We start from the raw sequence: 25,580 nt of genomic DNA on the forward strand, positions 1-25,580 counted from the left end.
CGCGGACGTCTCCTTCGGCCGGGCGGCGGTCCCGGTGGGCGGCGCCCCTGCTCCTCCGGCTCGTCGGTGCGGTGGCACGGGCCTGGGCGGGCGTCAGTTTAGGACGGGGACACGGACGGGTCCAAGCCCGGTACGGCGTCCAGCATCCGGCGGGTCCACGGATGACGCGGGTCGTCCAGGACCTCGGACACCGTGCCGCGTTCGACCAGCTCGCCCCGGACCATGACCGCGACCTCGTCGGCGATCTGGCGCACCACCCCCAGGTCGTGGGTGATGAACAGCACCGCGAACCCTTCGGTGCGCTGCATGTCGGCCAGCAGGTTGAGGAGTTGGGCCTGGACGGACACGTCCAGCGCGGCGACCGCCTCGTCGCAGATCAGCAGCCTGGGCCGGACGGCGAACGCGCGGGCCAGGGCGACCCGTTGGCGTTCCCCGCCGGAGAGCGCGGCGGGGCGCCGTTCGGCGTAGGAGCGTTCCAGGCCGACCTGGTCGAGCAACTGGCCGACGAGTTCGGTGCGCCGGGCGCGGCGCGCGGCCGCCGAACCGCCGGTGATCCGGCCGGCGGCGGTCAGCGCCTCGGCCAGGGTGGCTCCGACGGTGCGCAGCGGGGGCAGCGAGGAGAACGGGTCCTGGAAGACGATCTGCACCTGCGGGGCGAGCCGTGCCCGCTCCGCCCGGGTGGGCAGCCGTCCGGCGGTCAGCGGGACGGGGCCGACGTCCACCCGGCCCTCGTCGAAGGTCTCCAGGCCGACGGCGATGCGGGCCAGGGTGGTCTTCCCCGAGCCGGATTCCCCGACCAGTGCGGTGATCCGCCCGGCGGGCACGGTCAGGTCCACGTCGCGGACGGCGGGGTGGCCGCCGTCCCGGAAGGTGCGGCGCACTCCGCGTATCCGCAGGGCCGGTACGGCGTCCTCGTCCACGGCGGGAGCGGTGCCGGGGGCGGCCGGTACGGGGGACGGCGGGGTGAGGTCGGCGCCGATCCCGGCCAGCCGTACGCAGGCGGAGCGCCGTTCGCCGCTGTCCGGGCGGCCCGGGAGCGGGGGCGGCACCCGGAGCGTGACGGCGGTGGTGCGGCATTCCGGGGCCGCGTGCGGGCAGCGGTCGACGAAGGGGCAGCCGCCGGTCCGCCGCCCCGGCGGGGGTACGGAGCCGGGGACCGTGGGCAGCCGTTCGTGCCGTACGTGGGCCGAGGGTTCGGCGGCGAGCAGCGCGGCGGTGTACGGGTGGCGGGGGGCGCGGCGCAGGTCGGCCGCCGGGCCCTCCTCCAGGACGGTCCCGGCGTACAGGACGTAGACCCGGTCGCAGGTGGCGAAGGCGACCGACAGGTCGTGCGTGATGAGCAGCAGTCCCATGCCGCGCCGGTCCAGCAGGCCGCGCAGGAGTTCCAGGACGGCTCGCTGGTTGGCGGCGTCCAGGGCGGTGGTGGGTTCGTCGGCGACGAGGAGTTCCGGGTCGCCGGCGAGGGCGGCGGCGGTGGCGACGCGCTGGCGCATGCCGCCGGAGAGTTCGTGGGGGTAGCGGTCGGCGACGTCCGGTGCGAGACCGACCTCGGCGAGCCGGCGTACCGTCTCGGCGCGCAGGGCCGCGCGGCGGGCGCGCCGTCCGCGGGCCGCGGCGAGGGCGGGCAGGTCGGCGCGGAGCCCGTCGGCGATCTGCTGTCCGCAGGTGAGCTGCGGGTGGAGCATGGTGAACGGGTCCTGCATGAGCAGGGAGATCCGGCGGCCGCGCAGGGCGTGCCGTTCGGCGCGGGGCAGTCGCCCGGCGTCCTGGCCGGCCAGGCGGACGGTGCCGCCGGTGACGGCGACGCCCTCGGGGAGCAGTCCGGCGACGGCGCGCACGGCGAGCGACTTGCCGCTGCCGGACTCCCCGACGACCGCGACGCACTCCCCCGCGGCGACGGTCAGGGCGATCCCGTCGAGGACGGTGGCGGGTCCGGACGCGGCCCCGGTCGTGGCGATCCGCAGGCCGGTGACTTCCAGGAGGGGCGCGGTGGCGGTGTGGACCTCGGTCATCAGGGCCTCCGGTCGGAGAAGTACTCGAACAGCCGGTCGCCGAGGAGGTTCACCACGACCGCGGAGACGATCACGGCGACGGCCGGTGCCAGGGCGGCCGCCGGGTTGTCGTACAGGAGGGTGCGGTTCTCGGCGAGCATCCGGCCCCAGTCCGGGGCCCCGGGCGGTACGCCCAGGCCGAGGAAGGAGAGCGAGGCCAGGGCGACGATCGCGCCCGCGAAGTTGAGCATCGTGTTGGCCACGACGACCGGGAGCACGGTGGGCCAGATGTGCCGCACCATGATCGTCCGGGCGGGCAGGCCGAGGGTCCGGGCCGCTTCCACGTACGGGCGGTGGCGCTGCTCCAGGACGGCCGACCGGACCAGTCGGATGTCCCCGGGCGAGGTCAGCACGATCAGGACCCCGACCGCGAGCGCGTACCCGCCGCCGCCGATCCCGGCGACGACGATGGTGACGAGCAGGGCGGGCAGGGCCAGCAGCAGGTCGGCCAGGCGTCGTACGGCGGTGTCGGCGGGGCCGCCGAAGTAGCCGCCGGTCAGGCCGAGCAGATTGCCGATGATCATGGAGCCGACTGCGACCAGGGCGGCCCCGGCGAGGGTGCTGCGCGCTCCGGCGATCAGCATGTGCCAGATGTCGCGGCCGAGTTCGTCGGTGCCGAGGAGGGGTCCGGCGCCGGGCATGGCGCCGGTGGCCAGCAGGTCCTGCCGGTTCCAGTCGGGGAACAGCCACTGTCCGGCGACGGCGGCGGCGACCAGGAGGACGGCGACCACGGCGCAGACGGTGGTGAGCGGGCCGAACAGGCGCCGCCCGGTCCGCTTCGCGGGCGTGGTGGCGACGGTGGCGGAGGGGGTGGTCATGCCGTCACCTCGGCGGGCTCGTCCGGTGCGGTCCGGCCGGGGGCGCGGCGGGGGTGGCCGGTGCGCAGCCGGGGGTCGACCAGGGGGTGGGTGAGGTCGGTGGCGAGGTTCGCGAGGCAGATCAGGGCGGCGAGCAGGAGCGCCTCGGCCTGGACGACGGGGATGTCCTTGAAGGTCACCGACTGGACGAGGAGCTGTCCGAGCCCCGGCAGCGCGAAGACCTGCTCGACCAGCACGGTTCCGGCCAGCAGATAGGCGAGGACGAGTCCGATGCCGGTGGTGACCGGCACGGCGGTGCCCCGGAGCACGTACCGGACGAGCACGGTGCGGGTCGGCACGCCGCGGGCCAGGGCGAACGTGACGTGTTCCCGGGCCAGTTCGCGGATGACGGCGGCCCGGACGAGCTTGATCAGCACGGCGGTCACGGCGAGGCCGAGGGTGATGCCGGGCAGCAGCAGATGGAGCAGCCGGTCGGTGCCGCCGGTGCCGGGCCCGTACGCGGGCAGCCAGCCCAGCATCAGGGAGAAGACGTAGATGAGGAGCAGGCCGCCGGCGAAGGCCGGGGTGGACAGGGCGAGGACGCCGAGGCTCTGTACGGCGCGGTCGACGGGCCGCCGGGCGCGCAGCCCGGCCAGCACGCCCAGCGGGATCCCCAGCAGCAGGGCGACGGCGAAGCCCGCGCACACGAGCTGGCCGGTGAGTGCCAGCCGTTCGCCCAGTGCGGCGGCGACGCTCTCGCCGGTACGGATGGAGGTGCCGAGGTCGCCGCCGAACGCGCCGGTCAGCCAGCGCGCGTACTGCGTGACGAACGGTTCGTCCAGGTGGTGGGCGGCCCGGACGGAGGCCAGCGCCTCGGGGGTGGCGCTGCGGGTGCCGAGGAGGGTACGGGCGGGGTCGCCGGGGGCGAACCGGAGCAGGGCGAAGACGGCCAGCGAGAGGACGAGCAGCAGCCCGGCGGTGCCCGCGAGCCGCCGCGCGACGTGGCGCAGGGGCAGGGCGTCGCGCAGCCGGGTGTGCCAGGGGGGCGGCGGGGCGGCCGGGGGGAGGCCGGTGTCGGTCACGGGGTGTCCTTCGTGCCGTGGCGGGGCGCCGCCTCGGGGGCGGTGTGCCGGGCGAGCCACTGCTCGGCGCGGGCGGTGGCGTCCAGCAGGTGGGCGGGGTCGGTGAACTCGTGGCCCTCGGCGGGGTAGACGTGCAGTTCGACGGGGGCCCCGGCGCGGCGGGCCAGGGCGCGGTACAGCTCGTGCGCCTGGCCGGGCGGGGTGATCCGGTCGTGCTCGCCGTGCAGGACGAGGACGGGGGTGGCGCCGCCGCCCTCGGCGAAGAGCGGGGAGTGGTCGAGGAGGGCGGTGCGGCCCTCGGGGGTGCGGGCGTCGCCGAGGGCGTACGTCTCCTCGTACCCGCCGCCGATGACGGAGGTGTGGGCGAAGCTCAGCCAGTCGGTGGGGGCGGAGACCACGACTGCGGCGCGGAAGGCGTCGGTGCGGGCGGCGGCGAGCGCGGCGAGGAATCCGCCGTAGCTGTGGCCGAGTACGGCGGACCGGCCGGGCAGTGCCTCGCCCCCGGCGACCAGGTGGGCGACGCCGGTGAGGACGTCGTCGAGGTCCACCTCGCCGCAGGCGCCGACGACGGCGCGGGCGTGGTCCAGGCCGTAGCCGCTGCTGCCGCGCGGGTTGGGCAGGAGCACCAGCCATCCGGCGGCGGCCAGGGCGGGCGCCAGTCCGAGTACGTCGGCCGGGGCGTATCCGGCGGACCACTGCCAGGACGGGCCGCCGTGCAGCACCACGGCGAGCGGGCGGGGGCCGGGCTCCGGGGAGGGGTCGTCGAGCAGCAGGCCGTGTACGGGGGTGCCGTCCGAGGCGGTCCAGGCGGTGTCGCGGGTCCGGAGCCGGGCGAGGTCGCCGTGGCCCGCGTCGCGGCGGGCGGCGGCCGGGTCCGGGGCGGTGACGGGCCGCCAGGTCCAGGCGTCGGGGCCGGAGGTGGCTGCGACGACGGCCCGGGGCGGTTCGCCGGGGGCCTCGCGCACGGTCGCGGCGGTCCGGCCGTCGGCGCTGAGGCTGAGGGCGGGCTGGGCGCCGGCCCCGCCGAGCACGGCCCGCTCCTCGTGGAGCACGGTGACCGCCCCGGCCCGGAACTCCGCGATCCGGCTTCCGGTGCCGCTCCATCCGGCGGTAAGGAGCCGGTCCTCGTCGTCCGGGCGGAATCCCGTCCAGGTGACGTCCTCGGCACCGGGGGTTCCCACGGCCGTGGCGGTGGGGTCGTCGAGGTCGAGGAGGAGCGGGCGGCCCGCGACGATGGAGATGCCTTCGGCGACCGCCGCACGGCGTCCGTCCCGGGCGAGCGCGGGCGCCGCGAGCTGGCCCAGGGGTTCGTGGAGGGTGACGGCGGAACCGTCGGCGAGGTCGATCCGGGCCAGCCGGGCGTGGTAGTAGCCGGCGGGCAGCGGTTCCGCGGAGACGGTGGCCACGGCGGTGCGGCCGCCGCGCCAGGCGGCGTTCCAGACGGTCAGCCCGGCGGGCCCGGCGTCCCGGAGTTCGACGGGCGCGGGCAGCCCGGATCCGTCGGCGGGCCGGAGCGGGGCGTGGAGCAGCCGGCGCCGTCCGGCGTCCGGGTGGTGGGAGACCGGTACGGGGGGCGGGCCGAGCCGGACCGGCAGCCCCAGGTTCATCCCGTCGCGCTCGGCCCCGTCGTCGGCGGCCAGCAGCAGGATCTCGGTGCCGTCGTCGGAGACGTACAGCTCCTCCACCGCACCGGGAACGGTGGCGAGTTCGCGGTGTTCGCCGGTCCGGGTGTCCCAGGCGGTCAGCACCGGGGGGCCGGGCCGCACCGGTTCGGTGACCAGCAGGACCGTCCGGGAGTCGGGCAGCCAGCGCGGGGTGTGCCGGGACCGTCCGGCGGGGTCGGACGGGGCGGTGGGCAGCGGGAGTCCGGGGCCGTCGACCGGTGCGATCAGGACGTCGCTGCCCCAGGGCCCGTAGACGGTGACCGCCACTCCGCGTCCGTCCGGACCGATCCGGCTGTCCGACGGCACGGTCTGCTCGGACATGGCGGTACGGACGCGGCGGACGGCGGCGGCCGGTTCCCCGGCGGTGCCGGGTACCGGGAGGGCGGAGGGCATGGGCGTTCCGTTCGTGCTGCTACGGGCGTGGGGGCGGACCGGCGGTTCCGAAGGGGTGCGTGCCGGGCGGGCTCGGGGGAATTGAGGGGGTTCCCGCCCGGCACGCGGTCTCAGGCGGCCGCCTTCTTGACCCGGGTGGCCCAGGGGCCGACGAGGGCGAAGGGGCCGGGTTCCTCGAACACGAGGTCCTTGGAGAAGGCCGTCGCGGTCTGCGCCCACCACAGCGGCAGGTAGGGCAGATCGGCGGCGGCGGCCGTGACGGCGGTCATCAGGTGGGTGCCGCGCACGGCCGGGTCGACGGTCTTCCGGGCGGTGGCCAGGGCCTTGTCGACGGTCCTGTTGGCGTAGTGCGGCAGGTTGGTCGGGGTGGCCCCGCTGTCCAGGTAGGCGTTGGTCAGCTCCGCCGGGTCGCCGGTGACGGGGTAGTACCAGAGGAACTGGAGGGGCTTCTTGCCGGGCACCAGGTCGGCGATCCACTGCTCCAGCGTGGTCTCCTTGACGTTCAGCGTGATGCCGAGCTCCTTCAGCGAGGCCGCCAGCGCCAGGGCCGCCTTGCCCAGCTGGGGTCCGCTGCTCGGGTACGTGAGGTCGACGGTGAAGCCGTCCTTGTGGGCGGACTTCGCGAGTTCCGCCCGGGCCAGGTCGAGGTCGAAGTCCCAGGCGGGGAGCTTGTCGTAGGCGGTGCCGACCGCGTCGGCGGTGAGCAGGTCGCCCCACATGTCGGGCGAGACGAGGGTGGAGGCCACCTCTGCCTTGCCGTGCAGGATGCCCTTGGTCATCCCGGCCCGGTCGGCCGCGTGGGCGAACGCCCTGCGCACGTGCACGTCGTCGAAGGGCGCCCGCGCGGTGTCGAAGGCGAGGGCCACCACGGAGCGGTCGCCGGTGTAGGTGACCCGGGCCTCCCGCTCCCAGCTGCGCGCCTCGTCGGACGGGAGGCTCAGCGCGCCGTCGACGGAACCGGACTTCATGGCGACGAGCCGGGTCCCGGCGTCGGGGACGAACGACAGCTTCAGCGTGCGCACCGAGGGGCGGTCGCCCCACCAGTGGTCGTTGCGCTCCAGGGCCACGTGGTCGTCGGCGGCGAAGGACGTCACCCGGTACGGTCCCGACCCCAGCAGCAGCGTCTTCGGCGTGCCCACCTTGCCCTTGTTCCGGGTGAGGAACGCCTTGCTGCTGATCAGCAGGGTGCCGGGGGTCGGCGTCCAGGCGAAGGCCGCGTCGGGGTGCTTCAGCCGTACGGTGATCTCGCGGGCGCCGGTCGCCCGGACGGAGGCGACGTCGGCCCAGGCGTAGGCCAGTCCGCTGCCGGTGTCCCGGGCGGCGTCGATGGAGGCGAGCACGTCGTCGGTGGTGACCGGGGTGCCGTCGGAGAACTTGGCGTCGCGGCGCAGGGTGTAGACGTACGTGGTGGCGTCGGGCTGCTTCCAGCTCTCGGCGAGACCGGGGCCGAGCTTGCCGGTGGGCCCGACCGAGAGCAGCGACTCCTGGGCCAGGCAGGCCACGACGTAGTTGAGGATGCCGGACTCGCGGCTGACGTCCAGGGTGGAAAGGGACGACGGCAGCGCCAGGGTCAGTGTGCGGATCGGGGCGTCGGAGCCCTGGGCCGCGGTTCCGTCGGCCGGTTCCCCGCCCTCGGGCCGCTGCGGCGCACAGGCCGAGAGGATCGCCGAGAAGGCGAGCACACCGGCACCCGCTCCCGCCGCGCGGAGCACTCCGCGCCGCCCGATCCGACCGTACTGTCCTGTGGGTTCCGCATGCATGGGAACAGCCCCTTCGTCCACATCGAGCGTCCACTGAGGAAACCCAACTGGGCATGGAAGGTATACGCGAAACTTTGAGGGTGTCAAAGGAGTCCTAGGATTCGAACAGAACAGTCCCCTTTGGCGCTTATTTGTCCGCTCTGGTCGGCTACTGCCGTCTCCCCTAGGCCGCCACCGCCCCCGATCCGGCCAAACTCCTGGCACACCCGGGTCCGCCCGGCCCCGCTCTGCGACCATGACCGGCGACCACCCCTGACGAGGAGCGCAGCGTGCCCCAGCCCCACGTGAGTTCGGCCGTCATGACCCACCCCGTCCGCCTCGCCCAGGCCCGGGATCTCGCCGCCCGGCTCCGACTCGACGGCCTCGCCCTCGACCCGGACCCGCAGGGGCCGCCCTCCGCCCTGCGGACCGCCCTGGTCGCCTGGGCGGCGGTGGCCCCGGGGGCCGGTCACCACCTGGTCGTGCAGGACGATGTCGACGCCCCGGCCGAACTGCTGGAGATCGTGGGCCGGTCCGCCGCCCGGTTCCCCGACGAGGCCCTGGTCTTCTACACCAACTGGCACGCCCGCAACGGCGCCACCGCCCGGCTCGCCGCCCTCGCGGGCGCCTCCTGGGTACGGGCCGTGCCGGACGAGTTCACGCCGTCCCTCGCCCTCTGCCTGCCGGTCGAAAGCGCCGCCGCGTTCCGCGCGTACGCCCGCGACAGCGCCGAGCGCCACGACGACGAACTGCTCTCCGCCTTCTTCCGGGGGCGCGGCCGGATGAGCCTGCTCGCCGTGCCGAACGTCGTCGAGCACATCGGCACGACGAGCATCAACGACCACGCCGCGCAGGGCATCCGGCTCGCCGTCTGCCCCACCTCCGCCGCCGACGCCGCACCGCTGCTGGACCGGGGGCGGGTCCTGGAGGAGCCGGGCTGGATCCCGTACATGCGGTACGGCGAGGGGTACGTCCGGCTCGTCGGGCAGGAGAACGGCGCCGACGGCGGACGCGGCCACCACCGCTGGCGCGACGCGCTCCCCGCGACCGGCCTCACCGAGGAAGCCGTACGGGCCCCACGGATGCCGAAGGACCTCGCGACGGAGGTGGCCCGGACCTTCGGCGACGCCTTCGCCGAGGAGCTGTGGATCCACTGCCTGCTCCTCGGGCGGCAGGCGGCCCGCGCCGCCCGAAGCCTGGGGCCGCTGCCCGACGGCGTCCCCCCGGACGCGCTGGACCGGCTGCGGCACTCCGCCGTCGCCACCGCAGGCCCGGCCGGCCTCCCGCCCGAACGCCGCCCCGAGGCGGGCCCGGACGAGGCCCGCGCGATGACCGCCCTGGCCTGGGCGGGCGTCCGCGCGGGCGAGTCGGTGGGTTAGCGTCCTTCGTCCGGATCAGGCCGGGCTCGGCTGTGACCAGCGGGTACGGACGGGGGTGTGCCCGGCGGAATATGGGCACACCCCCGGAGGCGACGCGACGCGACGCGACGCGACGCGACGCGGCGCTCGCCAAGCCTTGAGCCGATCGACCGTCCGCCCCGGCTTCCTCGCGGCGTCCGCGACCGCCCCCGCCCGGACCCGCGCGGCCGCCGGTACCGCTCAGGCCAGTTCCCGCAGGAGCGGCCCCGGGTCCGCGAGCAGGAACAGGTGACCGCCGTCGGGGACGGTGCGCAGTTCGGCCCCCGGGATCTGCGCGTGCGCCCAGCGCGCCACTTCCACGGGGACGTTGCCGTCCGCCTCGCCATGGAGGAAGAGGGTCGGCACCGAGACCGAGCGCAGCGGGTCCGGCAGCGGGCGGGAGTAGCCGGCGAGGTCGGCGACGGCCGCGTCCGCGCCCTGGCGCTGCCCCTCGGACGTGTCCGCCTCGGACAGCGCCCGGTAGGCGGGGTCGGCCATGATCAGCCGGTCGGAGCGGGGCCAGGCATCGAGGTTCGGCTCGTTCCTCGCCTTCTTGAAGACGCCTTTCCCCGCAAGCATCCGCCGGGCGACCGCCGGAGCCCGGACGGCGACCATGTTCACCAGTTTGACCAGCGGGATCCGGTGCGCGTACGCCTCGCGGGGAGCTCCGGGAACGGCGGCACAGGCGAGGATCAGCCTCGTCACCCGCCCGGGAAGCCGCTGGGCCGCCGAGAGCGCGTACCCGCCGCCGCCCGAGATCGCCACGAGTACGGCCCGCTCGTGGCCGAGGTGGTCGAGCAGGGCCACGAAATCGTCGTTCCAGCGGTGGAAGCCGCAGCCGGGCACCGGGTCGGTCTCGCCGTACCCCGGACGGTCCGGGAAGACCAGGCGCAGGCCCGCCTCCGTCGCCGCCTGCCGCAGGGCGAGGCCCTCGTAGCGGCTGCCGGGGCTTCCATGGAGCACGATCACGGGCGGCGCGGCCGGGTCGCCGTAGGAGCAGTACGCGATGCGGCGCCCGCCCGGGACCGTCAGATGATGCGTCTCGGGCAGCTCGACCCGCGGCAGGTCCGCCCGGGAGGGAGTCATCGCCGCTCCTCGGGGGTCACGGGAGCCTCGGCAGCCGCGGCGATTCCGCCGATGACGACGTCGAGGCCGAAGGAGAACCGGCGGTCGTAGTCGTGGTGGTCCGCGAACACCGACGCGTCCCGGCGTTCCGGCGGGAGGTGGTGCAGTTCCAGATCGCCGCGGCCCAGGCGGATCGCCACATGGCCGGTGACGAAGTCGTGCACGGTGCCGTACGCGTACGCGGCGGCCTCCTCGTCGAGCCCCGCGCCGCGCAGCGCCGCCACGACCCGGAACGCGGTCTCGTCGGCGCCCGGCCCGACCAGCGGGGCCCGGCGATGGGCCTCAAGGATCACGGGGTGCCGCATGAGCAGATCGTGGAGCGCGTTCGCGAAGACCCGGACGGTGCCGCGCCAGTCCTCCGGCCACTCCACCGCCCGGGTCGCCTCGCCGACGATGCGGGACACCAGCGCGTGCTGGAGCGCGTCGACGCCTCCCGTCGTGCGGTGGATCGCCATGGGCGACACGCCCAGCCGGTCGGCCAGCGCGCGGAAGCTCACGGCGTCGAGCCCCTCGTCGTCGGAGAGTTCGGTCGCCGCGTCCAGGATCGCGTCGAGCGCCACCGCCCGGGGACGGCCGTTCTTCGGAGTCCTTGCCTTTTCGGTCACCATGCCCGCACCATATCGATACGCGTAACGAAACTTCAACGGGAGTGCGGATGACGGAGTTGCACGACCTCACGGCCCTGGAACTGGCCGCCGCCTACGCATGCGGCGAGACGAGTCCCACCGACGTCGTGGAGCACCTGCTGGCCCGGATCGGCGACGGCGACGGCGACCGGGTGGGGGCGTTCACCACCGTGTCGGCCGACCGGGCCCGTACCGCCGCGGCCGAGGCCGAACGTGTCCTGCGGTCGACGGATCACGCCGTGCTGCCGCGCCTGTTCGGCGTACCCACCGCGATCAAGGACCTGGAGGCCACCGCGGGCGTACGCACCACGCTGGGGTCCACACTGTTCCGCGACTGGATCCCCGAGCACGACGACGAGATCGTCGACGTCATGACCGGCGCCGGGCTGATCAGCCTCGGCAAGACCACGGTCCCCGAGTTCGGAGCCGCCTGCTACACCGAACCCGAGGTGTCCGCCCCGGCGCGCAGCCCGTTCGACCTCAGCCGCAGCGCGGCGGGCAGCAGCGGAGGCGCGGCGGCCGCCGTCGGCGCCCGGCTGGTCCCGATCGCGCAGGGCAGTGACACCGCCGGTTCGATACGTTCACCCGCGAGCGCCTGCGGTGTGGTCGGGCTCAAGCCCAGCCGGGGACTTGTCACCGCGGGCCCGGCGGGCAACGACGGAATGGGCCTCTCCGTACGGGGGCCGATCGCCCGAACGGTCCGCGACACCGCGGCGTTCCTGGACGCACTGACCGGCCGCACCGGGGCCGGCACCGTGCATCCACCTCGGTGCGACAGCTACGAGCGCGCATGCGACGCGCCCGTGCCACGGCTCCGGATCGCACTCGCCCAGGGCTCGGTCTCCGGCGGCCCCGTGGATCCCGAGGTCGCCGCGGCCGCGGAGCTCACCGCCCGCACACTGGCCGGGCTCGGACACGAGGTCTTCGCCCGGGACCAGGCACCGGACCCCGAACTGACCGAGGGGTTCCAGATGATGTTCGCGGCACTCGTCGGGTCGAGGACCATGGCGCTCGACGCATCGTCCCTGCGGCCGATCGTCCGCCATCTCCGTTCCCGTTCGCAGGAGTTCACCTCGGGCGAGCTGGCCGCCTCGATCGGCACCGTCCAGGCCCGCGCCCGCGCCTGGGCGCTCGACCACGCCGACGCGGACGTAGTGATCACTCCGACGGTGACGAACCCGCCGACGCCCATCGGCCGACTCCGCAACGACGCGGACCCGGCGGCGGAACTGGCCGCGATGACCGCGTTCACGGGCAACACCGTACTGGCGAACGCCACCGGCTTCCCGGCCATCAGCCTTCCGCTGAGCTGGAGTTCGCAGGGCCTGCCCCTCGGGGTCTCACTGACGGCCGGCTGGGGGCGCGAGGACCTTCTGCTCGGTGTATCGGCCTCACTGGAAGAGGCCCTGCCCTGGGCCCACCGCTACGGAGAGCACGGCAAGGCATGAACCTCGACGCCGAATCGGCCCCGGCCGGTCCGGAACCCCGGGGCGGCGACCACACCGCCCCGGCGTCCACGAAACACCGCCCGCAACCGCGTCCACCCCCGTTCTCCGGGCGCCCGGCCCCCTTCCGGTCCGGCGGAACACACTCCTGGCGCGACACTCACTCAAGGGCCAGGTACTCGGACGACGGGCTACCCAGGTCGGGGCGCTCGACCGCGTACCGGTCACCATGAATCGCGAGCATCGCCCAATGCCACGCCTCGTCATGGAAAACGAGCCCGCGGTACGGAGCACCAGGGTCCTCGTACGGGTACCAGGCCAGAGCGGCCGCCTCGGCCTGCTCCCGCGTCATCCCGCCATGACGCCTCATCACCCACGCGTACCCGCGCCGCTCGGACCGCAGACAGTCGAGATACTCCGCCTCGTCCCACTCATTCCATCCCATGGTCCGCAACTTTAGGCAAACTGCTTCACGAGGCGAGAACGGGATACGTTACGACCCTGCGGGAGTTCGCGAAGCCCGATTCCGCCGTCGAGGGTTCGGCCGTAGGCCGGGGACGCAGGCCACTTCTCGTGAAACCTTGGGCGGGGCAATGATGTTGGGCGACCGACGGCCAGACACCGCAAGAGAGGGATTATGACGCTTATGCCCCGGATGACGGATTCAACGAAGTTGGATCAGGACAGCTCCCTCGCTCGATAAACTCGCAGGTCACGAAGAGTGTTCCCCGCGCGTGCGGGGGTGGTCCCTGGCCGACGTCGTTCTGTGCGGCCTGAAGGAGGTGTTCCCCGCGCGTGCGGGGATGCTCCCTCTGACCTCACCCCCGTCTACCGAACCGTGTGCGCGATCCACACCCCCGGCTCCCAGTACGCGGCCACGTCACGTTCCCGGTCGACGTGGAGGGGAGCGAGGCCACCGGGGAAGGTGTATTCGCCGGTCTCCGGGAGTGGGAGGCCCGTCCAGCTCTCCCATTCGGCGACCGTGCCCGTGATCCGGGAGGAGTGCGCGGAGGCTCCCGCGAGGGTGCCGCCGGCGCCGGTCTGGGTTCGGATCCAGGGGTCGAACGGGGTTCCGTCGTCGCGGGTCCACGCCGCGTACCGTTCGATCGGTACCAGGGGGTAGCGGTCCTTCCAGGTGGGGCGGACGGGCACCAGGACGGTCCCGAGTCCGGCCCGCCGGGCGGTGTCCGTCATCGCGTCGAGCAGCACCTTGGACAGGCCGCGCCCCTGGTGGTCCTGGGCGACCTCGATGCCGAGCGCGACGAGCGCGTCCGGGGCGCGGCCGGCGTCGCGGTCGGCGAAGGCGCGGGCGATCGAGTCGTCGAGTCCGGGGCCGAGGTCCGCCTCGGTGCCGTCCCAGGTGCGGGGCAGTGAGCGGCCGACGCCGGCGATCTCCTCGTGCTCGTCGTCGTACAGGAGGAACTGGAACTCCGGGAAGTCCTCGAACAGCCGGTTCCAGTAGTCGCCGTTGATGTCGCCGTGCAGGTTGTACTCGGGCACCACTCCGGCGAACCGCTCGGGGATGCGGTCCCACAGCTCGGGCCGCTGCGCGTGGCGTACCAGGTCCAGGGGCATGGGTTCTCCTCAGCTTGCGGGGACCTCGACGTCCCAGACGACGACGATCGGGAGGCCGTCCCAGGCGGCGCGGGCCGCGTCCGCGATGAACTCCTCGTAACCGCCGGGCGCCAGGCTCCCGTTGAAGAGGGGTTCGCGGCAGCCGCGCACCCGCAGCCCGGCCCGGCCGAAGGCGTCCAGGTAGTGGCTCGGCAGGTGGACGTGGTTGCGGACGAAGGCCAGTTCCTCGGCGCCGTGCACGAAGAGGCACTGGCCCTGGAGCGCGATCACGAAGGGGTGCAGGTCCGTGACGACGATCCGGCCGCCCGGCCGGACCACCCGGGCCAGTTCCGCCACGGCGGGGGCGAGGTCCGGGAGATGGGTCATCGCCAGCGAGCAGACGGCGAGGTCGACGGAGTCGTCGTCGACCGGCAGCCGCTCCAGGCGGCCCACCCGGTACTCGGCGTCCGGGGTGTGTTCACGGGCCTTGGCGATCATGTGCCGCGACTGGTCGACGCCGATGACGCGGTGGCCGCGCGCGGCCAGGGTCCGGGTCTGGCGGCCGGTGCCGCAGGCGGCGTCGAGCGCCGTGCCCGGTGCGAGGCCGTCGAGGATCGCGGCGACGACCGGCTCCTCCACCTCGATGTACGAGCTGGGCAGCGAGTCGTAGACCGTCGACCACGAGGCGTACCCGGCCGCCGCGTCCAGTTCGCTGACCCGGGCGCCGCCGTCCGGAAGCCGCTCCTCGTCGACGGCGAAGCGGCGTATGTCGGCCACCCGTTCGCGCAGGAAGGCCTCGTCACCGTCCACGGCGTTGCGCAGCAGCGCCAGCCCCTCGATACCCAGCACCAGTTCCCGTACACGGAATTCACCGCGGAATTCTTCACCCATGCGAGCCCCTCAGCGGTCGATCGACGGCTGTGTCATTTCCGGATTCCGCCCTACCCAGAAGAGCGGGCGGAAAGTCCCGCCCCGCCGTGCGTGGCCGAAAACAGCGGATCGGGTGGCCTGTTGGCGGTGGCGTTGTCGGGTCCGGGGCGGCTGCCTAGCATGACCGGCATGATTGAGGGATATCTCGGCCGTGAAAGCGTCACCGTCGGCGAGGAAATGACGTTCCATCTCTCCACCGACGCCCCCCGATTCCGTCTCCGTTTCTACCGGCTCGGCAGCGAACTCTTTCCCGTCGGGGAATCCGGGGAGTTTCCCGGTACCCGGCACGAGCCGCCCGCCCATCCCGACGGATTGCCCGGGCTCGCCTCGCCCGCCGACGACTGGGGCTGGCCGCCGCTCACCCTTCCCGTTCCCGGGGACTGGGAGCCGGGAATCCATGTGGTCGAGTTCGTCGCATGCGGACCGGGCCGCCCGGAGAATCCACCGCTTCTGGACCTCGCCGGGCTGGAGGGGCCCGCCCAGGAGTTCTTCGTCGTACGCCCCCGGGTCCCCGCCGGCCGCTCCCGCATCCTCTACAAGAAGTCGACCTTCACCCGGCACGCCTACAACCGTGCCGACCTGCCGGGGGCGGACCGGGGCGCCAGCCTGTACGACCATCCGGTGCACCGGGCCGGTGGCGACGGCGAACCCCGAGGTCACAAGGTCGGCTTCCATCGCCCGGGGGGTGTGATCGACCTCGCCTACTGGGACGCTCCGTTCATCGGCTGGCTGGAGCGGAACGGCTACCCGGTCGAGTACTGCACCGACCTCGACCTGCACGAGGACCCCGCCCTGCTCGACTCCTACGACCTCCTGCTCAGCGTCGGCCACGACGAGTACTGGAGCGCGGAGATGCGCGAGCACGCCGAGCGGTTCGTCCGGAGCGGCGGGAACATCGCCTTTCTCAGCGCCAACACCTGCTGGTGGCGGGTGCGTCCGGCGGACGGGAACACCGCTTTCGTCTCCGACACCGATCACCATGTCGGCGAGGAATATCCGCATCTTCCGGCCACCGACCAGTGGTGGGTGCCCGCACCGGACGGGGTCGGCCGCCCGGAGAACACCTTGACCGGGGTGAGTTTCCGCAACGGCGGAATGTGGCCGGCCACCGAATGGCCGGGCGACCGCCCGCGCGTCGGATACACCGTGCAGCACGCCGGTCACTGGCTCTACGAAGGCACCGGCCTGCGCGACGCGTCCGGCGGCGGAACACCGGACCGGCTGGGGGCCGGAACACCGCTCATCGGATACGAATGCGACGGGGCGGCGTTCTTCCGCGACACGGACGGAATCGCCCGCGTCACCGGCGAGGACGGAACTCCGGAATCCTTTCTCATTCTCGGGATATACGTCCTCGATCCGGTGCACGAGAATTTCCATGACGGCAAACCGGGGCACTGGAACGTTCCGGTGCGCGAGCCGTCCGTCCGCAGCCCGCGCGCCGCCACCATGGGCCTCTACACCGCGGGCGGCACCGTCTTCACCGCGGGCACCACGGACTGGCCCGTGGTCTGCGGGCACGAGCAGGACCCCGCCGTCGTGCGCGTCACCCGCAACCTCCTGGACCGGCTGCGCCACCGGGGTCCAGCAGCGGGATGAGGCCGGACAGTGACGTGATCCGCGCCGCCCCTTCGGGCAGGGGCGGCGCGGCCTCCCGTACCGCCCGGTCGGGCCGGTGCAGATGGACCGCGCGCATCCCCACCGCCAGCGGGCCGAGCACATCGGGCGTCCACATGTCGCCGACGAACAGCACCCGTCCCGGCGGCAGCCCGCACCGCTCGGCCACGGTGCGGTAGATCAGCGGATGCGGCTTGCGGGCGCCCGTCCGCGCGGAGCCCACCACCACGTCCACCAGGCCGTCGATGCCGGCCCCGGCGAGACACTCCTCCAGGTTCCAGAACCAGTTGGAGCAGATCCCGACCAGCAGCCCGCGCTCCCGCAGCCGGGTGAGAACGCCGGGGACGTCCGGGTAGAGCGCGAGCCGGACCGCCTTCATCGCCGCGTCCAGCTCGGCGACCAGACCGTCCAGCTCTTCCTCCGGCACTCCGCAGCCCCGGGCCCGCCGCCGCAGCCGGTCCCGCTCCCAGGTGACGTACGCGGTCTCGTCGGCCGAGTGCGCCAGATGCTCCTCGCCCTCGGCGGGGCCCACCGACCACTGGTCGCCCCAGCGTTCGCCCTGGTCGGTCAGGCCCCGGCGGGCGAAGATCGCGCGGTGGTCCGGCGGCAGGGGCTCGGCCATCCGCACCAGCGTCCCGTAGAAGTCGAGAACGACCGCCCCGGTCCCGCCCCCGCCCGCCGTCGCCATCCCTAGAACCGGCCGTACCGGCGCGGGAAGTAGTCCTGGAGGGAGCCGTCCCGTTCGATGTCGACGGTCGCGCAGTGCAGCCCGCCGCCGAACGGGCCGACCGCCCGGAACGGCACGGGCACGATCTCGAAGCCGTAGGAGGAGAGCTGCTCGGCGAGGCGCACCTCCTTCTCCTCCACGCACAGGGTGTTCTCGTCGAGGTTCAGCATGTTCCCGGCGAGCCAGGGGCTGCAGAACGACAGCTTCGGCGGGTGGTCCCAGCTGGCGGGCTGCACCGCCTCCACGATCTCCCAGTCGTTCAGCTTGAAGAACTCCATCAGCTCGGCGTCCGCCAGCCGCTCCCCGCAGTGCAGCACCAGACCGGGCCGCAGCGGCACCCAGGTCGCGTCGATGTGTAGCGGATGGGTGTTGGTCGAGGTCACCGCGTGCACCCGGTGGTCGGGGAAGTGGCGGCGCAGCCAGTCGTAGCCGCTGCGGTTGGTGACGAACGACAGCTGGACGAAGAGGTCCTTGCCGAACCGGGCCACGTCCGCGGCGTCGAAGAGCGGTTCCGCCTCGGTGAGCACCAGGTCGTAGTCGCGGACCCGGGCCAGCTGCACCTCGGTGGGCAGCTCGTTGTACGTGTCCCAGAACCCGGTCTTGTACGAGGCGTCCGTGAGCCGGGGTTTGGGCGCCGCCTCCCAGCGCATCCGGTCGTCGGCGTCGAAGAGTTCCTGGAGCAGCGGCCGGTAGCAGAGGTACTCGAACCAGCGGCTGCGGTACGACATGGTCGCTTCGAGGACCTCGTTGCCGACGGTGAGCAGCAGGTCCCTGGGCGGCATGCAGCCGAACATGGAGTCGTGCTCCCACTCCGGCGTGGAGACCCGCTGGGTGAAGTCGACCGGGGTGGGGCGGTCCACGCGGATGCCGCGCCTTCGCAGCATCTCGGCGAAGTCGTCGAGCTGCTGGTCGGCCTCGGCCACCATGTCCGCCGGCATGGGGCCGTAGGTGCCGAGCGGGAAGCCGTCGTCGGGGTAGTCGCGGCGTACCGCGTGCTCGGGGGCCTGCACCACGGTGCCTTCCGCGCGGCCGACGATCACATGGCGCAGGGGGTCCCACCCGTTCCAGGCGTTGACCCGTACGGGACGTTCGGAGCCGGCGGGAGCGGTGGCCCCGCGGGAGGCGGGGTCGGTGGACGCGGTGGTGCTCTGCTCGGTCACGTACAAGCCCTTCGATCGGGGTCGTGGGGTGCCGCAGGGGCCAAACTGCGGGCAGTGCGCCGTCACCGTCAAGAGCCGTCCGGCTACCGAACGTGCCATTCGCGTCAGCGTGGCCGGAGTACGGCTGTCGCCGCCGGGGTGGGATCCGGCATCGGCGCAGCACAGCCGGGGAGCGCCCCGTCCTCGGCCCGGGGCGCATCGTTGTCTTCCGGCCGAAACTCCGTGCTATGGCGGGGAGTCCCGGTCGCCGGGGTAGTGATGAAGACCGTCGCAGCAGTCCCGTACGTCCCCCACGAATCCCGCACGGAGGAACTCATGACACCGCGCCTGCCCCGCCGATCCGGGATCCTGGGTGCTTTGCTGCTGTTGGCGCTGACGGGCTGTTCCTCGGGCGGGGGCGACTCCTCGGGAGGGTCGGGGGGCGGTGGTGATCTGACGGTGTGGCTGACCGTGGACGCCAAGGAGAGCTGGCCGGAGATGGTCGCCGACGCCAACCGGCGGTTCACGGAGAAGCACCCGGGCGTGAAGGTCGCCGTCCAGTACCAGCAGTGGACGACGAAGAACCAGAAGCTCGACGCCGTCCTCGCCGGGCGAAACGCTCCGGACGTGGTGGAGATGGGGAACAGCGAGACCACCAACTACCTGGTCAACGGGGCGTTCGCGGAGCTGGACCCGAAGTCGTTCGAGCGGTCCGGGCAGTGGCTGCCCGCGCTCGCCGACGCCTGTCGCCTCGACGGGAAGACGTACTGCGTGCCGTACTACGCGGGGGCGCGTGTCGGGGTCTACCGCACCGACTACTTCAAGGCGAGCGGGATCACCCGCGCCCCGCGCACCTACCCGGAGCTGATCTCCGACCTGGACCGGCTGAAGGCGAAGTACGGGGCCGACGACCCGCGTTTCTCGGCGCTCTACCTGCCCGGCCGGTACTGGTCGGCGGCGATGGCCTTCGTGAAGGACGCGGGCGGCGAGATGGCGGTGCAGAAGGACGGCCGCTGGCAGGGGGCGCTCTCCTCGCCGAAGTCCGTCGCCGGGCTCACCACCTGGAAGAAGCTGATGGACGACTACTACGTCGGCGACCGGGCGAAGGACAACGGCGACGAGCCGGCCGTGGTCGGGCAGGGCAAGGTCGGGGTCTTCTACGGGAACACCTGGGAGGCCGAGGCCGCCGCCGACGCCCGTTCCGGGGGCGATCCGGCGCTCAAGGGCAAGTTCGCCACCTTCGCCTTCCCCGGCCCGTCCGGGAAGCTGCTCCCGCCGTTCCTCGGGGGATCCACGCTGGCGGTTCCCGCGAAGTCGAAGAACCAGGAGCTGGCCGCCGAATGGATCCGGCTCTTCACCGACAGCGAGTCGCAGCGGAAGCTGATCGCCGCCAACACGCTCCCGAACAACACCGTGCAGCTCGCCGACGTGGCCGCCGGGGGTGTCAACGGCCCGGCCGCCCAGGCGGCCACGCGCGGCTGGGTCACCCCGCTCGCGCCCGGCTGGACCGCGGTGGAGAAGTCCAACATCCTGCCCGAGACGCTGGAGCGCATCGCCACCGGGAAGGCGTCCGTCCAGGACGCGACGCGCGAGGCGGACCGCAGGATCGACGCGGTGATCAATGAGCGCTGACCCGCCCGGCCGCGGGCGGCGCCGCCCCCTGCCCTATCTGCTGATCGCTCCGGCGTTCCTGTCCCTGCTGGTGGTGCTGGCCTATCCGCTCGCGGACATGGTGGCCCTGGCCTTCCAGGACATGACCCGCAAGGAGCTGTTCAGCGGCCAGTCGCCGCCGTGGGCCGGTCTCGGCCAGTTCCGGACGATCCTCGGCGACGGGTTCTTCTGGACGGTGGTGGCCCGCACCGCCCTGTTCACCGTCGTCTGCGTCACCCTCACGATGGTGCTCGGCCTGTTCGTCGCGCTGCTGATGCGGCGTACGTCGACCTGGGTGCGGGCGGTCCTGGCGGGGGTGCTGGTCGCCGTGTGGGCGATGCCGGTGATGGTGGCCGCGGCCGTCTTCCGCTGGCTCTTCGACACGGACTACGGGGTGGTCAACTGGCTGCTGTCGACGCTGCCCGGTGTCGATCTCTCCCGGCACAACTGGTTCACCGACCCGTGGCAGGGCTTCGCCGTGATCGTCGCGGTGGTCGTCTGGGGGGCGCTGCCGTTCGCCGCGGTCAGCCTGCACGCGGCGCTCACCCGGATCCCGGCGGAGCTGGAGGAGGCCGCGCTGATCGACGGCGCCCGGCCCGGCCAGCTCTTCCGGTTCGTCACCTTCCCGTCGATCAAGCCCCTCTTCGTGATGGTCACCACCCTGATGGCGATCTGGGACTTCGGGGTCTTCAACCAGATCTGGCTGATGCGCGGCGGGCAGCCGGAGCGGGAGTACTACCTCCTCGGCGTCTACTCCTTCATCGAGTCGTTCGCCGTCAACCGCTACAGCGCCGGGGCCGCCATCGCCCTGGTCACCGTCGTGCTGCTGCTCGTGGGCGCGGTCGTGTACCTGCGGCAGATGCTGCGGCTGGGGGAGGTCGAATGAGCCGGGCACGCACCGGGCGGCGGACGGCCGGGGTGCGGCGCCACCGCCTCCGCCACGACCTGCTCGGCCTGCTCACCGCCGCCGTCCTCGGTTTCCCCGTCTACTGGATGGTGCTCACCGCGTTCCGGCCCGCGAGCGAGATCCTCGGTGTGCCGCCCGAGTTCTGGCCGAGCCACCCCACGCTCGACAACTTCGCCCGCGCCATGGGTACGGACAACTTCTGGGCCAACGTCCGCTCCAGCGCCGTCATCGGTCTGGGCACCGTCCTGGTCTCGCTGCTGGTCGGCACCCTCGCCGCGTTCGCCCTCGCCCGATTCCGGTTCGCCGGGCGCAAGGCGTTCGTCCTGGTGATCCTCACCGTCCAGATGATCCCGCTCGCCGCCCTGATCATCCCCGTCTACCTGCTGCTCAACGACGCCGGTCTCACCGACAGCCTGGGCGGGGTGATCCTCGTCTACCTCGTCTTCACCCTGCCGTTCACTGTGTGGATGCTGCACGGCTTCATCGTCGCGATCCCGGCGGAGCTGGAGGAGGCGGCGATGGTCGACGGCTGCGGCCGGCTCGGGGCGTTCGTCCGGGTCGTCCTGCCGCTGCTCGCCCCCGGGCTCGTCGCCACCTCCGTCTTTGCGATGGTGCAGGCGTGGAACGAGTACGTCCTCGTCTACGTGCTGCTGTCCACCCCGGAGAAACAGACCGTCAGTATCTGGCTGGTCTCCTTCCAGACCAGTTTCGGCACCGACTACGGCGGGCTGATGGCGGGCGCCACGCTCACCGCGCTGCCCGTCGTGGTCTTCTTCCTGGTCGTCCAGCGCAAGATCGCCGCGGGGCTCGCCACCGGAGCGGTCAAGGGCTGAGCGAGGGGGCCGGCGGGCGGGTGCGGACGTCGCACGCGTCCGCCGGACACCCCCGAGGCCCTGCCGGGACCGGTGCGCCCCGCGACGACACCCGTACACCCCGCAGAGGAGAACCCTGTGACGCACGACCGCCTCGATCTCGTCTCCAAGCTGTACCAGCCCACCGACTGGCCCCGGGTCGTCGGGGCCGCCTCGGGCGAGCCGTCGGCCGCACCGCTCGTCGTGGACCTCGACCCCACCACGTTCTGCGACCTGGCCTGCCCCGAGTGCATCAGCGGAAAGCTCCTCAACCAGGGCCGGTTCACCCCCGAGCGGCTCGCCTCGCTCGCCGAGGAACTGGTCGACCTGTCCGTGCGCGCGGTGGTCCTCATAGGCGGCGGGGAACCGCTCGCCCACCGCGGCACCCGCAAGGTCTTACGCATCCTCGGCGAGGCGGGCCTGGCCATCGGGGTCGTCACCAACGGCACGATGATCCGGCAGAACCTCGCCGAGCTCGCCCGGTACGCGAGCTGGGTCCGAGTCTCCGTCGACGCGGGCACCGCCGAGACGTACGGACTGTTCCGGCCCGACCGCAAGGGCCGCAGCGTCTTCGACAAGGTGATCGGGAACATGCGGCTTCTGGCCGCCGAGAAGAAGGGCGCCCTCGGCTACTCCTTCCTGGTGATGTCGCGTCAGGAACCGGGCGGGCCGACCGTGACCAACCACCACGAGGTGGGGCTGGCGGCCGAACTCGCCCACGACATCGGCTGCGACTACTTCGAGACCAAGGCCATGTTCGACGACGACCACCACATCGTGCAGGTCCCCGGCGAGATGCTGGAGTCCGTGGACCGCCAGCTCGCCGAGGCCGCCCGGCTGGAGAGCGACCGCTTCCAGCTCGTCAACTCCTCCACCCTCACCTCGCTGCGCGGCCACGTCGGCCCCGTCCAGCCCAAGGCGTACGACCGCTGCCGGGTCGCCGAACTCCGCACGCTGATCACCCCGTCCGGGGTGTACGTGTGCTCCTACCACCGGGGCAACCCGCTCGCGAGGATCGGGGACGCGGTCACCGACGACCTCGCCGACATCTGGCGGGACGCGGACCGCCGGGGCATCGTCGACCCGAGCCGGGACTGCCGGTTCCACTGCGCACGGCACCGCTCCAACCTGGAGCTGGACCGCATCGCCGACGGAACCGGCGAGCCCCCGCTCCCGGAGGACTACGACCCCTTCATCTGACCTCCCGCCGCCACCGGCTCCGGGGCCCGCCGCACACCCGGAGCCGCCGCGGCGGGCACCACCCGGGCCCCCGGGTGCGCGGTGCGCAGCGCCGCCGTCAGCCGGGCGGCCGTCTCCTCCAGCGCGTCCGCCCGGCAGACGCCGACCAGCGCACCGCCCCCGCCGGCCCCGCTGAGCTTCAGCGGCAGGCCGGCGGAGCCGAGTGCGAGGGCCCGCAGCTCCTCCAGGAGCGGTGTCGACATCCGCTGGTGGTCGCGCATGGCCGCGTGGGCGTCGGACATGGCGTCCCCGAGCGCCGCCAGGTCCCGGCCCCGCAGCGCCGCCCACACCCGGCCCGACGCCGCGTCGGCGGCGGCCCGGTAGGCGGCCAGCGCGGGGTCGCCCGCGGCGAGCTGCGCCCGGACGTCCCGGATGTGGTGGCGGGTGTCCTTGCGGGTGCCGGAGTCCACGACGAGCACCCGCCACTCCTCCGGGAGGTCGAGGCGGTCCCGTACGGCGGGGAGCCCCTCCTCCCGGCCGTCGATGAGGAGCGCGCCGCCCTCGACGACCGCGAGGTGGTCCATGCCGCCCCCGTTGAAGACGGCGAACTCGAACTCGTACGCCCACCGGGTGACCGTGGCGTCCGGGACCCGCTCGCCGGGCACGGCGTGGTCCGCGTACGCCCGGAACAGGGCCACGATCCGCGCCGTGGACGAGGACAGTCCGCTCGCCGCGGGCGCCTGGCTGCGCACGGTCACCGCGGGCGGGCGTGGGGCGAGCCCGGCCAGCCGACCACGCAGGAACGTCCACACCTCCCGCTGCCAGCCGTCCGCGGGCCCGTCGTCGGGCGCGGGGCCGGGCCGCACCTCCACGGTCGTCGGCAGGGCGAGGGCGAGGCTCACCGAGCGGCCCTCGCCGAGCCAGTCCAGGTCCTCACCGGACAGGCAGGCCCGGCAGGGCACCTCGGCACGTATCGGATCCGTGGCGTTCACCGGGCCTGGAACCTTCCTTCCGCACGGTAGGTCTCGTACATGGACAGCACCACTTCCGTGGGCGGGTGCAGGGGTCGGGGCGGGGCGTCGAGCGGCCGGAAGACGGCCCGGCGCACCTCGTCGGCGCCGGGGGCCAACTCCCCCGACCAGCGCCGGGCGGTGAAGCAGAGCGCGAAGCAGTGCGTCACGTCCCCGTTGGGGTAGGTCAGGGTGTGCACCCGGGGGTCGGAGAGGGTCCCGAACGCCTCCAGGTCCTCCCTCGCCACCCGCAGACCGGTCTCCTCGGCGAGTTCACGGACGGCGGCGTCGGCGAAGTCGCCGTCCTCCTCGCAGGCGCCGGCCGGCAGCTCCCAGACCCCGGTGTCCGCGCGCTGCTGGAACAGACCGCGCCCCGCCCCGTCGATCAGCAGCACCTGTGCGCCGGGCACCAGCAGCTTGCGGGAGCCGACCCGCTGACGCAGTGACCAGATGTGGGAACCGGTGTAGCCCATGGTGTGCGTGTCGCCTCCGTCGCCGCCGGTGCGCCCCGTGGGGGCCGTCGGTGCGCAGCGTGTCACGCCCGGTCCGCCTCCCCGTACTCCTCGGTCAGCCAGCGTGGCGTGGCGTCCGGAGTCGCCAGCAGCCAGCGCACGTACCGGTCGACGCCCTCCTCGACGCCGATCCGGGCCTGCCAGCGCAGGAGTTCACGGGAGCGCGTGGTGTCGGCGTAGCCGCCGAGCGGGTCGCCCTCGGGGCGCGGGGTGACGATCCGCCGGGCGCCGGGGAAGTACGGGGCGATCAGGTCGGCGACCTCGCGGACCGAGGTGGGGCGGCCGGTGCCGACGTTCACGGTCCGCTCGGCCATCTGCTCCTCGATCAGGGCGAGCGCGGTGGCCTCGGCGATGTCGTCGACGTGGACCAGGTCGCGGACCTGGTTCCCACCGCCGTTGAGCCGCATGGGGCGGCCGAGGCGGGCCTGGAGCGAGAGCCAGGGCACCATCCAGGAGTGGCTGCCCGGCTTGGGTATCTGGGGGTCGCCGTAGACGGAGAAGTAGCGGACCACCGCGTACTCGGTGCCGCCACCGGCCCCGAGCATCAGCCGGGTCTGGTGCTCCGCCCAGAGCTTGCCGTTGGCGTAGACGGAGACCGGGCTGAGCGGCATGTCCTCGTGGAAGACCTGCGGCCCCTCGATGTCCGGGTCGCCGTTGCCGTACACCGACGCGGAGGAGACGAGGACCAGGCGCCGGACGGGGAAGCGGGCGGCCTGCTCCAGGACGACCTGGGTGCCCTCGACGTTGGCGCGGAAGGCGATGTCGGGGCGGCGGGTGCAGGCCGCGACGTCGGCGTAGGCGGCCGCGTGGACCACGAAGTCGGCGTCCTTCAGCAGGGCTCCGACGGTGTCGGCGTCCCGGACGTCCCCGACGACGAGCCGGGCGCCGCTGCGGGCGGTGCCGAAGGTCTCGTGGCCGGTGCCGGGGTAGGCGTCCATCCGGTCCAGGGCGGTGACGACGGCCCCGGCGCCGTGCAGCAGGCGGACCAGCCTGCTGCCGACGAGTCCGCCGCCACCGGTCACGACGATCCGGGCGTCGCGGAGCTTGCCGAGGCGGGAGTGGACGGACTCGTCGCCGTCGGTCCGCTGCGGAGGGGGTAACGCGGGCATGGGAAGCCTCTTTCTGCGTCGGGGGGGATGGGGTACGCGGCGCTCGGGCCCCGGGCTCCGGCGCATACCGGCCCCA

Annotated in this window: 22 protein-coding genes; 7 read left to right on the forward strand and 15 right to left on the reverse strand. The window is 73.4% G+C overall.

Annotated elements, in window-relative coordinates:
• Positions 1–98: 98 nt before the first annotated feature.
• The 5 genes from ACWC97_RS03075 to ACWC97_RS03095 all read right to left on the reverse strand — a co-directional run bounded on the left by ACWC97_RS03075 (position 99) and on the right by ACWC97_RS03095 (position 7,747).
• Complete coding sequence (locus ACWC97_RS03075) at positions 99–2,012, reverse strand: ABC transporter ATP-binding protein (RefSeq protein WP_450647085.1); 1,914 nt, start codon at positions 2,010–2,012, stop codon at positions 99–101.
• The gene (locus tag ACWC97_RS03080; RefSeq protein WP_450647087.1) at positions 2,012–2,869 is read right to left on the reverse strand and encodes an ABC transporter permease; all 858 of its coding nucleotides are present in this window, start codon (positions 2,867–2,869) and stop codon (positions 2,012–2,014) included. Before ACWC97_RS03080 ends, ACWC97_RS03075 begins: the two co-directional genes overlap by 1 nt.
• A complete protein-coding gene (locus ACWC97_RS03085; RefSeq protein ID WP_352280660.1) occupies positions 2,866–3,930 on the reverse strand; it encodes an ABC transporter permease in 1,065 nt (354 codons plus the stop codon). Before ACWC97_RS03085 ends, ACWC97_RS03080 begins: the two co-directional genes overlap by 4 nt.
• Positions 3,927–5,987, reverse strand: a complete 2,061-nt coding sequence (locus tag ACWC97_RS03090) for an alpha/beta hydrolase family protein (RefSeq protein WP_450647090.1) — start codon at positions 5,985–5,987, stop codon at positions 3,927–3,929. Before ACWC97_RS03090 ends, ACWC97_RS03085 begins: the two co-directional genes overlap by 4 nt.
• A gap of 110 nt (positions 5,988–6,097) precedes the next feature.
• Complete coding sequence (locus ACWC97_RS03095; RefSeq protein WP_352280656.1) at positions 6,098–7,747, reverse strand: ABC transporter substrate-binding protein; 1,650 nt, start codon at positions 7,745–7,747, stop codon at positions 6,098–6,100.
• Positions 7,748–8,016: 269 nt separating this feature from the next.
• On the opposite strand from ACWC97_RS03095, the gene ACWC97_RS03100 reads away from it, so the two are divergent.
• Entirely contained in the window at positions 8,017–9,105 is a 1,089-nt protein-coding gene (locus ACWC97_RS03100) for a hypothetical protein (RefSeq protein ID WP_450647092.1), read from the forward strand.
• A gap of 219 nt (positions 9,106–9,324) precedes the next feature.
• On the opposite strand, the gene ACWC97_RS03105 is transcribed toward ACWC97_RS03100, so the two are convergent.
• Both ACWC97_RS03105 and ACWC97_RS03110 read right to left on the reverse strand, forming a co-directional pair.
• Positions 9,325–10,209, reverse strand: a complete 885-nt coding sequence (locus tag ACWC97_RS03105) for an alpha/beta fold hydrolase (protein WP_450647094.1) — start codon at positions 10,207–10,209, stop codon at positions 9,325–9,327.
• Positions 10,206–10,856 carry a TetR/AcrR family transcriptional regulator gene (locus ACWC97_RS03110; protein WP_450647096.1) on the reverse strand — a complete coding sequence of 217 codons (651 nt, stop codon included), beginning with the start codon at positions 10,854–10,856 and terminating at the stop codon, positions 10,206–10,208. The genes ACWC97_RS03105 and ACWC97_RS03110 overlap by 4 nt, the downstream gene beginning before the upstream one ends.
• A gap of 47 nt (positions 10,857–10,903) precedes the next feature.
• On the opposite strand from ACWC97_RS03110, the gene ACWC97_RS03115 reads away from it, so the two are divergent.
• Positions 10,904–12,322, forward strand: a complete 1,419-nt coding sequence (locus ACWC97_RS03115) for an amidase (RefSeq protein WP_450647098.1) — start codon at positions 10,904–10,906, stop codon at positions 12,320–12,322.
• Positions 12,323–12,479: 157 nt separating this feature from the next.
• Here the strand turns inward: ACWC97_RS03115 and ACWC97_RS03120 are convergent, their stop codons facing one another.
• The 3 genes from ACWC97_RS03120 to ACWC97_RS03130 form a co-directional block, all read right to left on the reverse strand.
• Positions 12,480–12,764: a hypothetical protein gene (locus tag ACWC97_RS03120; protein ID WP_352280646.1), complete on the reverse strand. Its 285-nt coding sequence runs from the start codon at positions 12,762–12,764 to the stop codon at positions 12,480–12,482.
• 383 nt (positions 12,765–13,147) lie between these two features.
• On the reverse strand, positions 13,148–13,894 hold the full coding sequence (locus ACWC97_RS03125) for a GNAT family N-acetyltransferase (protein ID WP_450647100.1): 747 nt from the start codon (positions 13,892–13,894) through the stop codon (positions 13,148–13,150).
• Between the two features lie 9 nt (positions 13,895–13,903).
• Positions 13,904–14,764, reverse strand: coding sequence for a class I SAM-dependent methyltransferase (locus tag ACWC97_RS03130; RefSeq protein WP_450647101.1), 861 nt, complete (start codon positions 14,762–14,764; stop codon positions 13,904–13,906).
• 168 nt (positions 14,765–14,932) lie between these two features.
• Here ACWC97_RS03130 and ACWC97_RS03135 point away from each other — a divergent pair, with 168 nt between their 5' ends.
• Positions 14,933–16,402, forward strand: coding sequence for a N,N-dimethylformamidase beta subunit family domain-containing protein (locus ACWC97_RS03135; protein ID WP_450647103.1), 1,470 nt, complete (start codon positions 14,933–14,935; stop codon positions 16,400–16,402).
• Here the strand turns inward: ACWC97_RS03135 and ACWC97_RS03140 are convergent.
• Both ACWC97_RS03140 and ACWC97_RS03145 read right to left on the reverse strand, forming a co-directional pair.
• Positions 16,350–17,108, reverse strand: a complete 759-nt coding sequence (locus tag ACWC97_RS03140) for an HAD family hydrolase (RefSeq protein ID WP_450647105.1) — start codon at positions 17,106–17,108, stop codon at positions 16,350–16,352. The two genes, ACWC97_RS03135 and ACWC97_RS03140, sit on opposite strands and share 53 nt — an antisense overlap.
• A 2-nt stretch (positions 17,109–17,110) precedes the next feature.
• Positions 17,111–18,307: a serine/threonine protein kinase gene (locus tag ACWC97_RS03145; protein ID WP_385208717.1), complete on the reverse strand. Its 1,197-nt coding sequence runs from the start codon at positions 18,305–18,307 to the stop codon at positions 17,111–17,113.
• A 315-nt stretch (positions 18,308–18,622) separates the two neighbouring features.
• Between ACWC97_RS03145 and ACWC97_RS03150 the strand changes: the two genes are divergently transcribed.
• From ACWC97_RS03150 to ACWC97_RS03165, 4 genes are all read left to right on the forward strand, one after another.
• Positions 18,623–19,918: an extracellular solute-binding protein gene (locus ACWC97_RS03150; protein WP_450647107.1), complete on the forward strand. Its 1,296-nt coding sequence runs from the start codon at positions 18,623–18,625 to the stop codon at positions 19,916–19,918.
• A complete protein-coding gene (locus tag ACWC97_RS03155) occupies positions 19,908–20,822 on the forward strand; it encodes a carbohydrate ABC transporter permease (RefSeq protein ID WP_352279614.1) in 915 nt (304 codons plus the stop codon). The genes ACWC97_RS03150 and ACWC97_RS03155 overlap by 11 nt, the downstream gene beginning before the upstream one ends.
• The gene (locus ACWC97_RS03160; protein WP_352279616.1) at positions 20,819–21,676 is read left to right on the forward strand and encodes a carbohydrate ABC transporter permease; all 858 of its coding nucleotides are present in this window, start codon (positions 20,819–20,821) and stop codon (positions 21,674–21,676) included. Before ACWC97_RS03155 ends, ACWC97_RS03160 begins: the two co-directional genes overlap by 4 nt.
• 117 nt (positions 21,677–21,793) lie before the next feature.
• Positions 21,794–22,894 (forward strand): radical SAM protein, encoded by a 1,101-nt coding sequence (locus ACWC97_RS03165; protein WP_352279617.1) that lies wholly within the window; start codon positions 21,794–21,796, stop codon positions 22,892–22,894.
• Here the strand turns inward: ACWC97_RS03165 and ACWC97_RS03170 are convergent.
• The 3 genes from ACWC97_RS03170 to ACWC97_RS03180 are packed head-to-tail and all read right to left on the reverse strand — an operon-like array spanning position 22,876 to position 25,504.
• Positions 22,876–23,865, reverse strand: a complete 990-nt coding sequence (locus tag ACWC97_RS03170; protein ID WP_450647110.1) for a GHMP family kinase ATP-binding protein — start codon at positions 23,863–23,865, stop codon at positions 22,876–22,878. The genes ACWC97_RS03165 and ACWC97_RS03170 overlap by 19 nt on opposite strands.
• Positions 23,862–24,422, reverse strand: coding sequence for an NUDIX domain-containing protein (locus ACWC97_RS03175; RefSeq protein WP_352279620.1), 561 nt, complete (start codon positions 24,420–24,422; stop codon positions 23,862–23,864). The genes ACWC97_RS03170 and ACWC97_RS03175 overlap by 4 nt, the downstream gene beginning before the upstream one ends.
• Positions 24,419–25,504, reverse strand: coding sequence for an NAD-dependent epimerase/dehydratase family protein (locus ACWC97_RS03180; RefSeq protein ID WP_352279621.1), 1,086 nt, complete (start codon positions 25,502–25,504; stop codon positions 24,419–24,421). Before ACWC97_RS03180 ends, ACWC97_RS03175 begins: the two co-directional genes overlap by 4 nt.
• Positions 25,505–25,580 lie beyond the last annotated feature (76 nt).

The sequence above is a fragment of the Streptomyces sp. NPDC001108 genome, assembly GCF_053598535.1.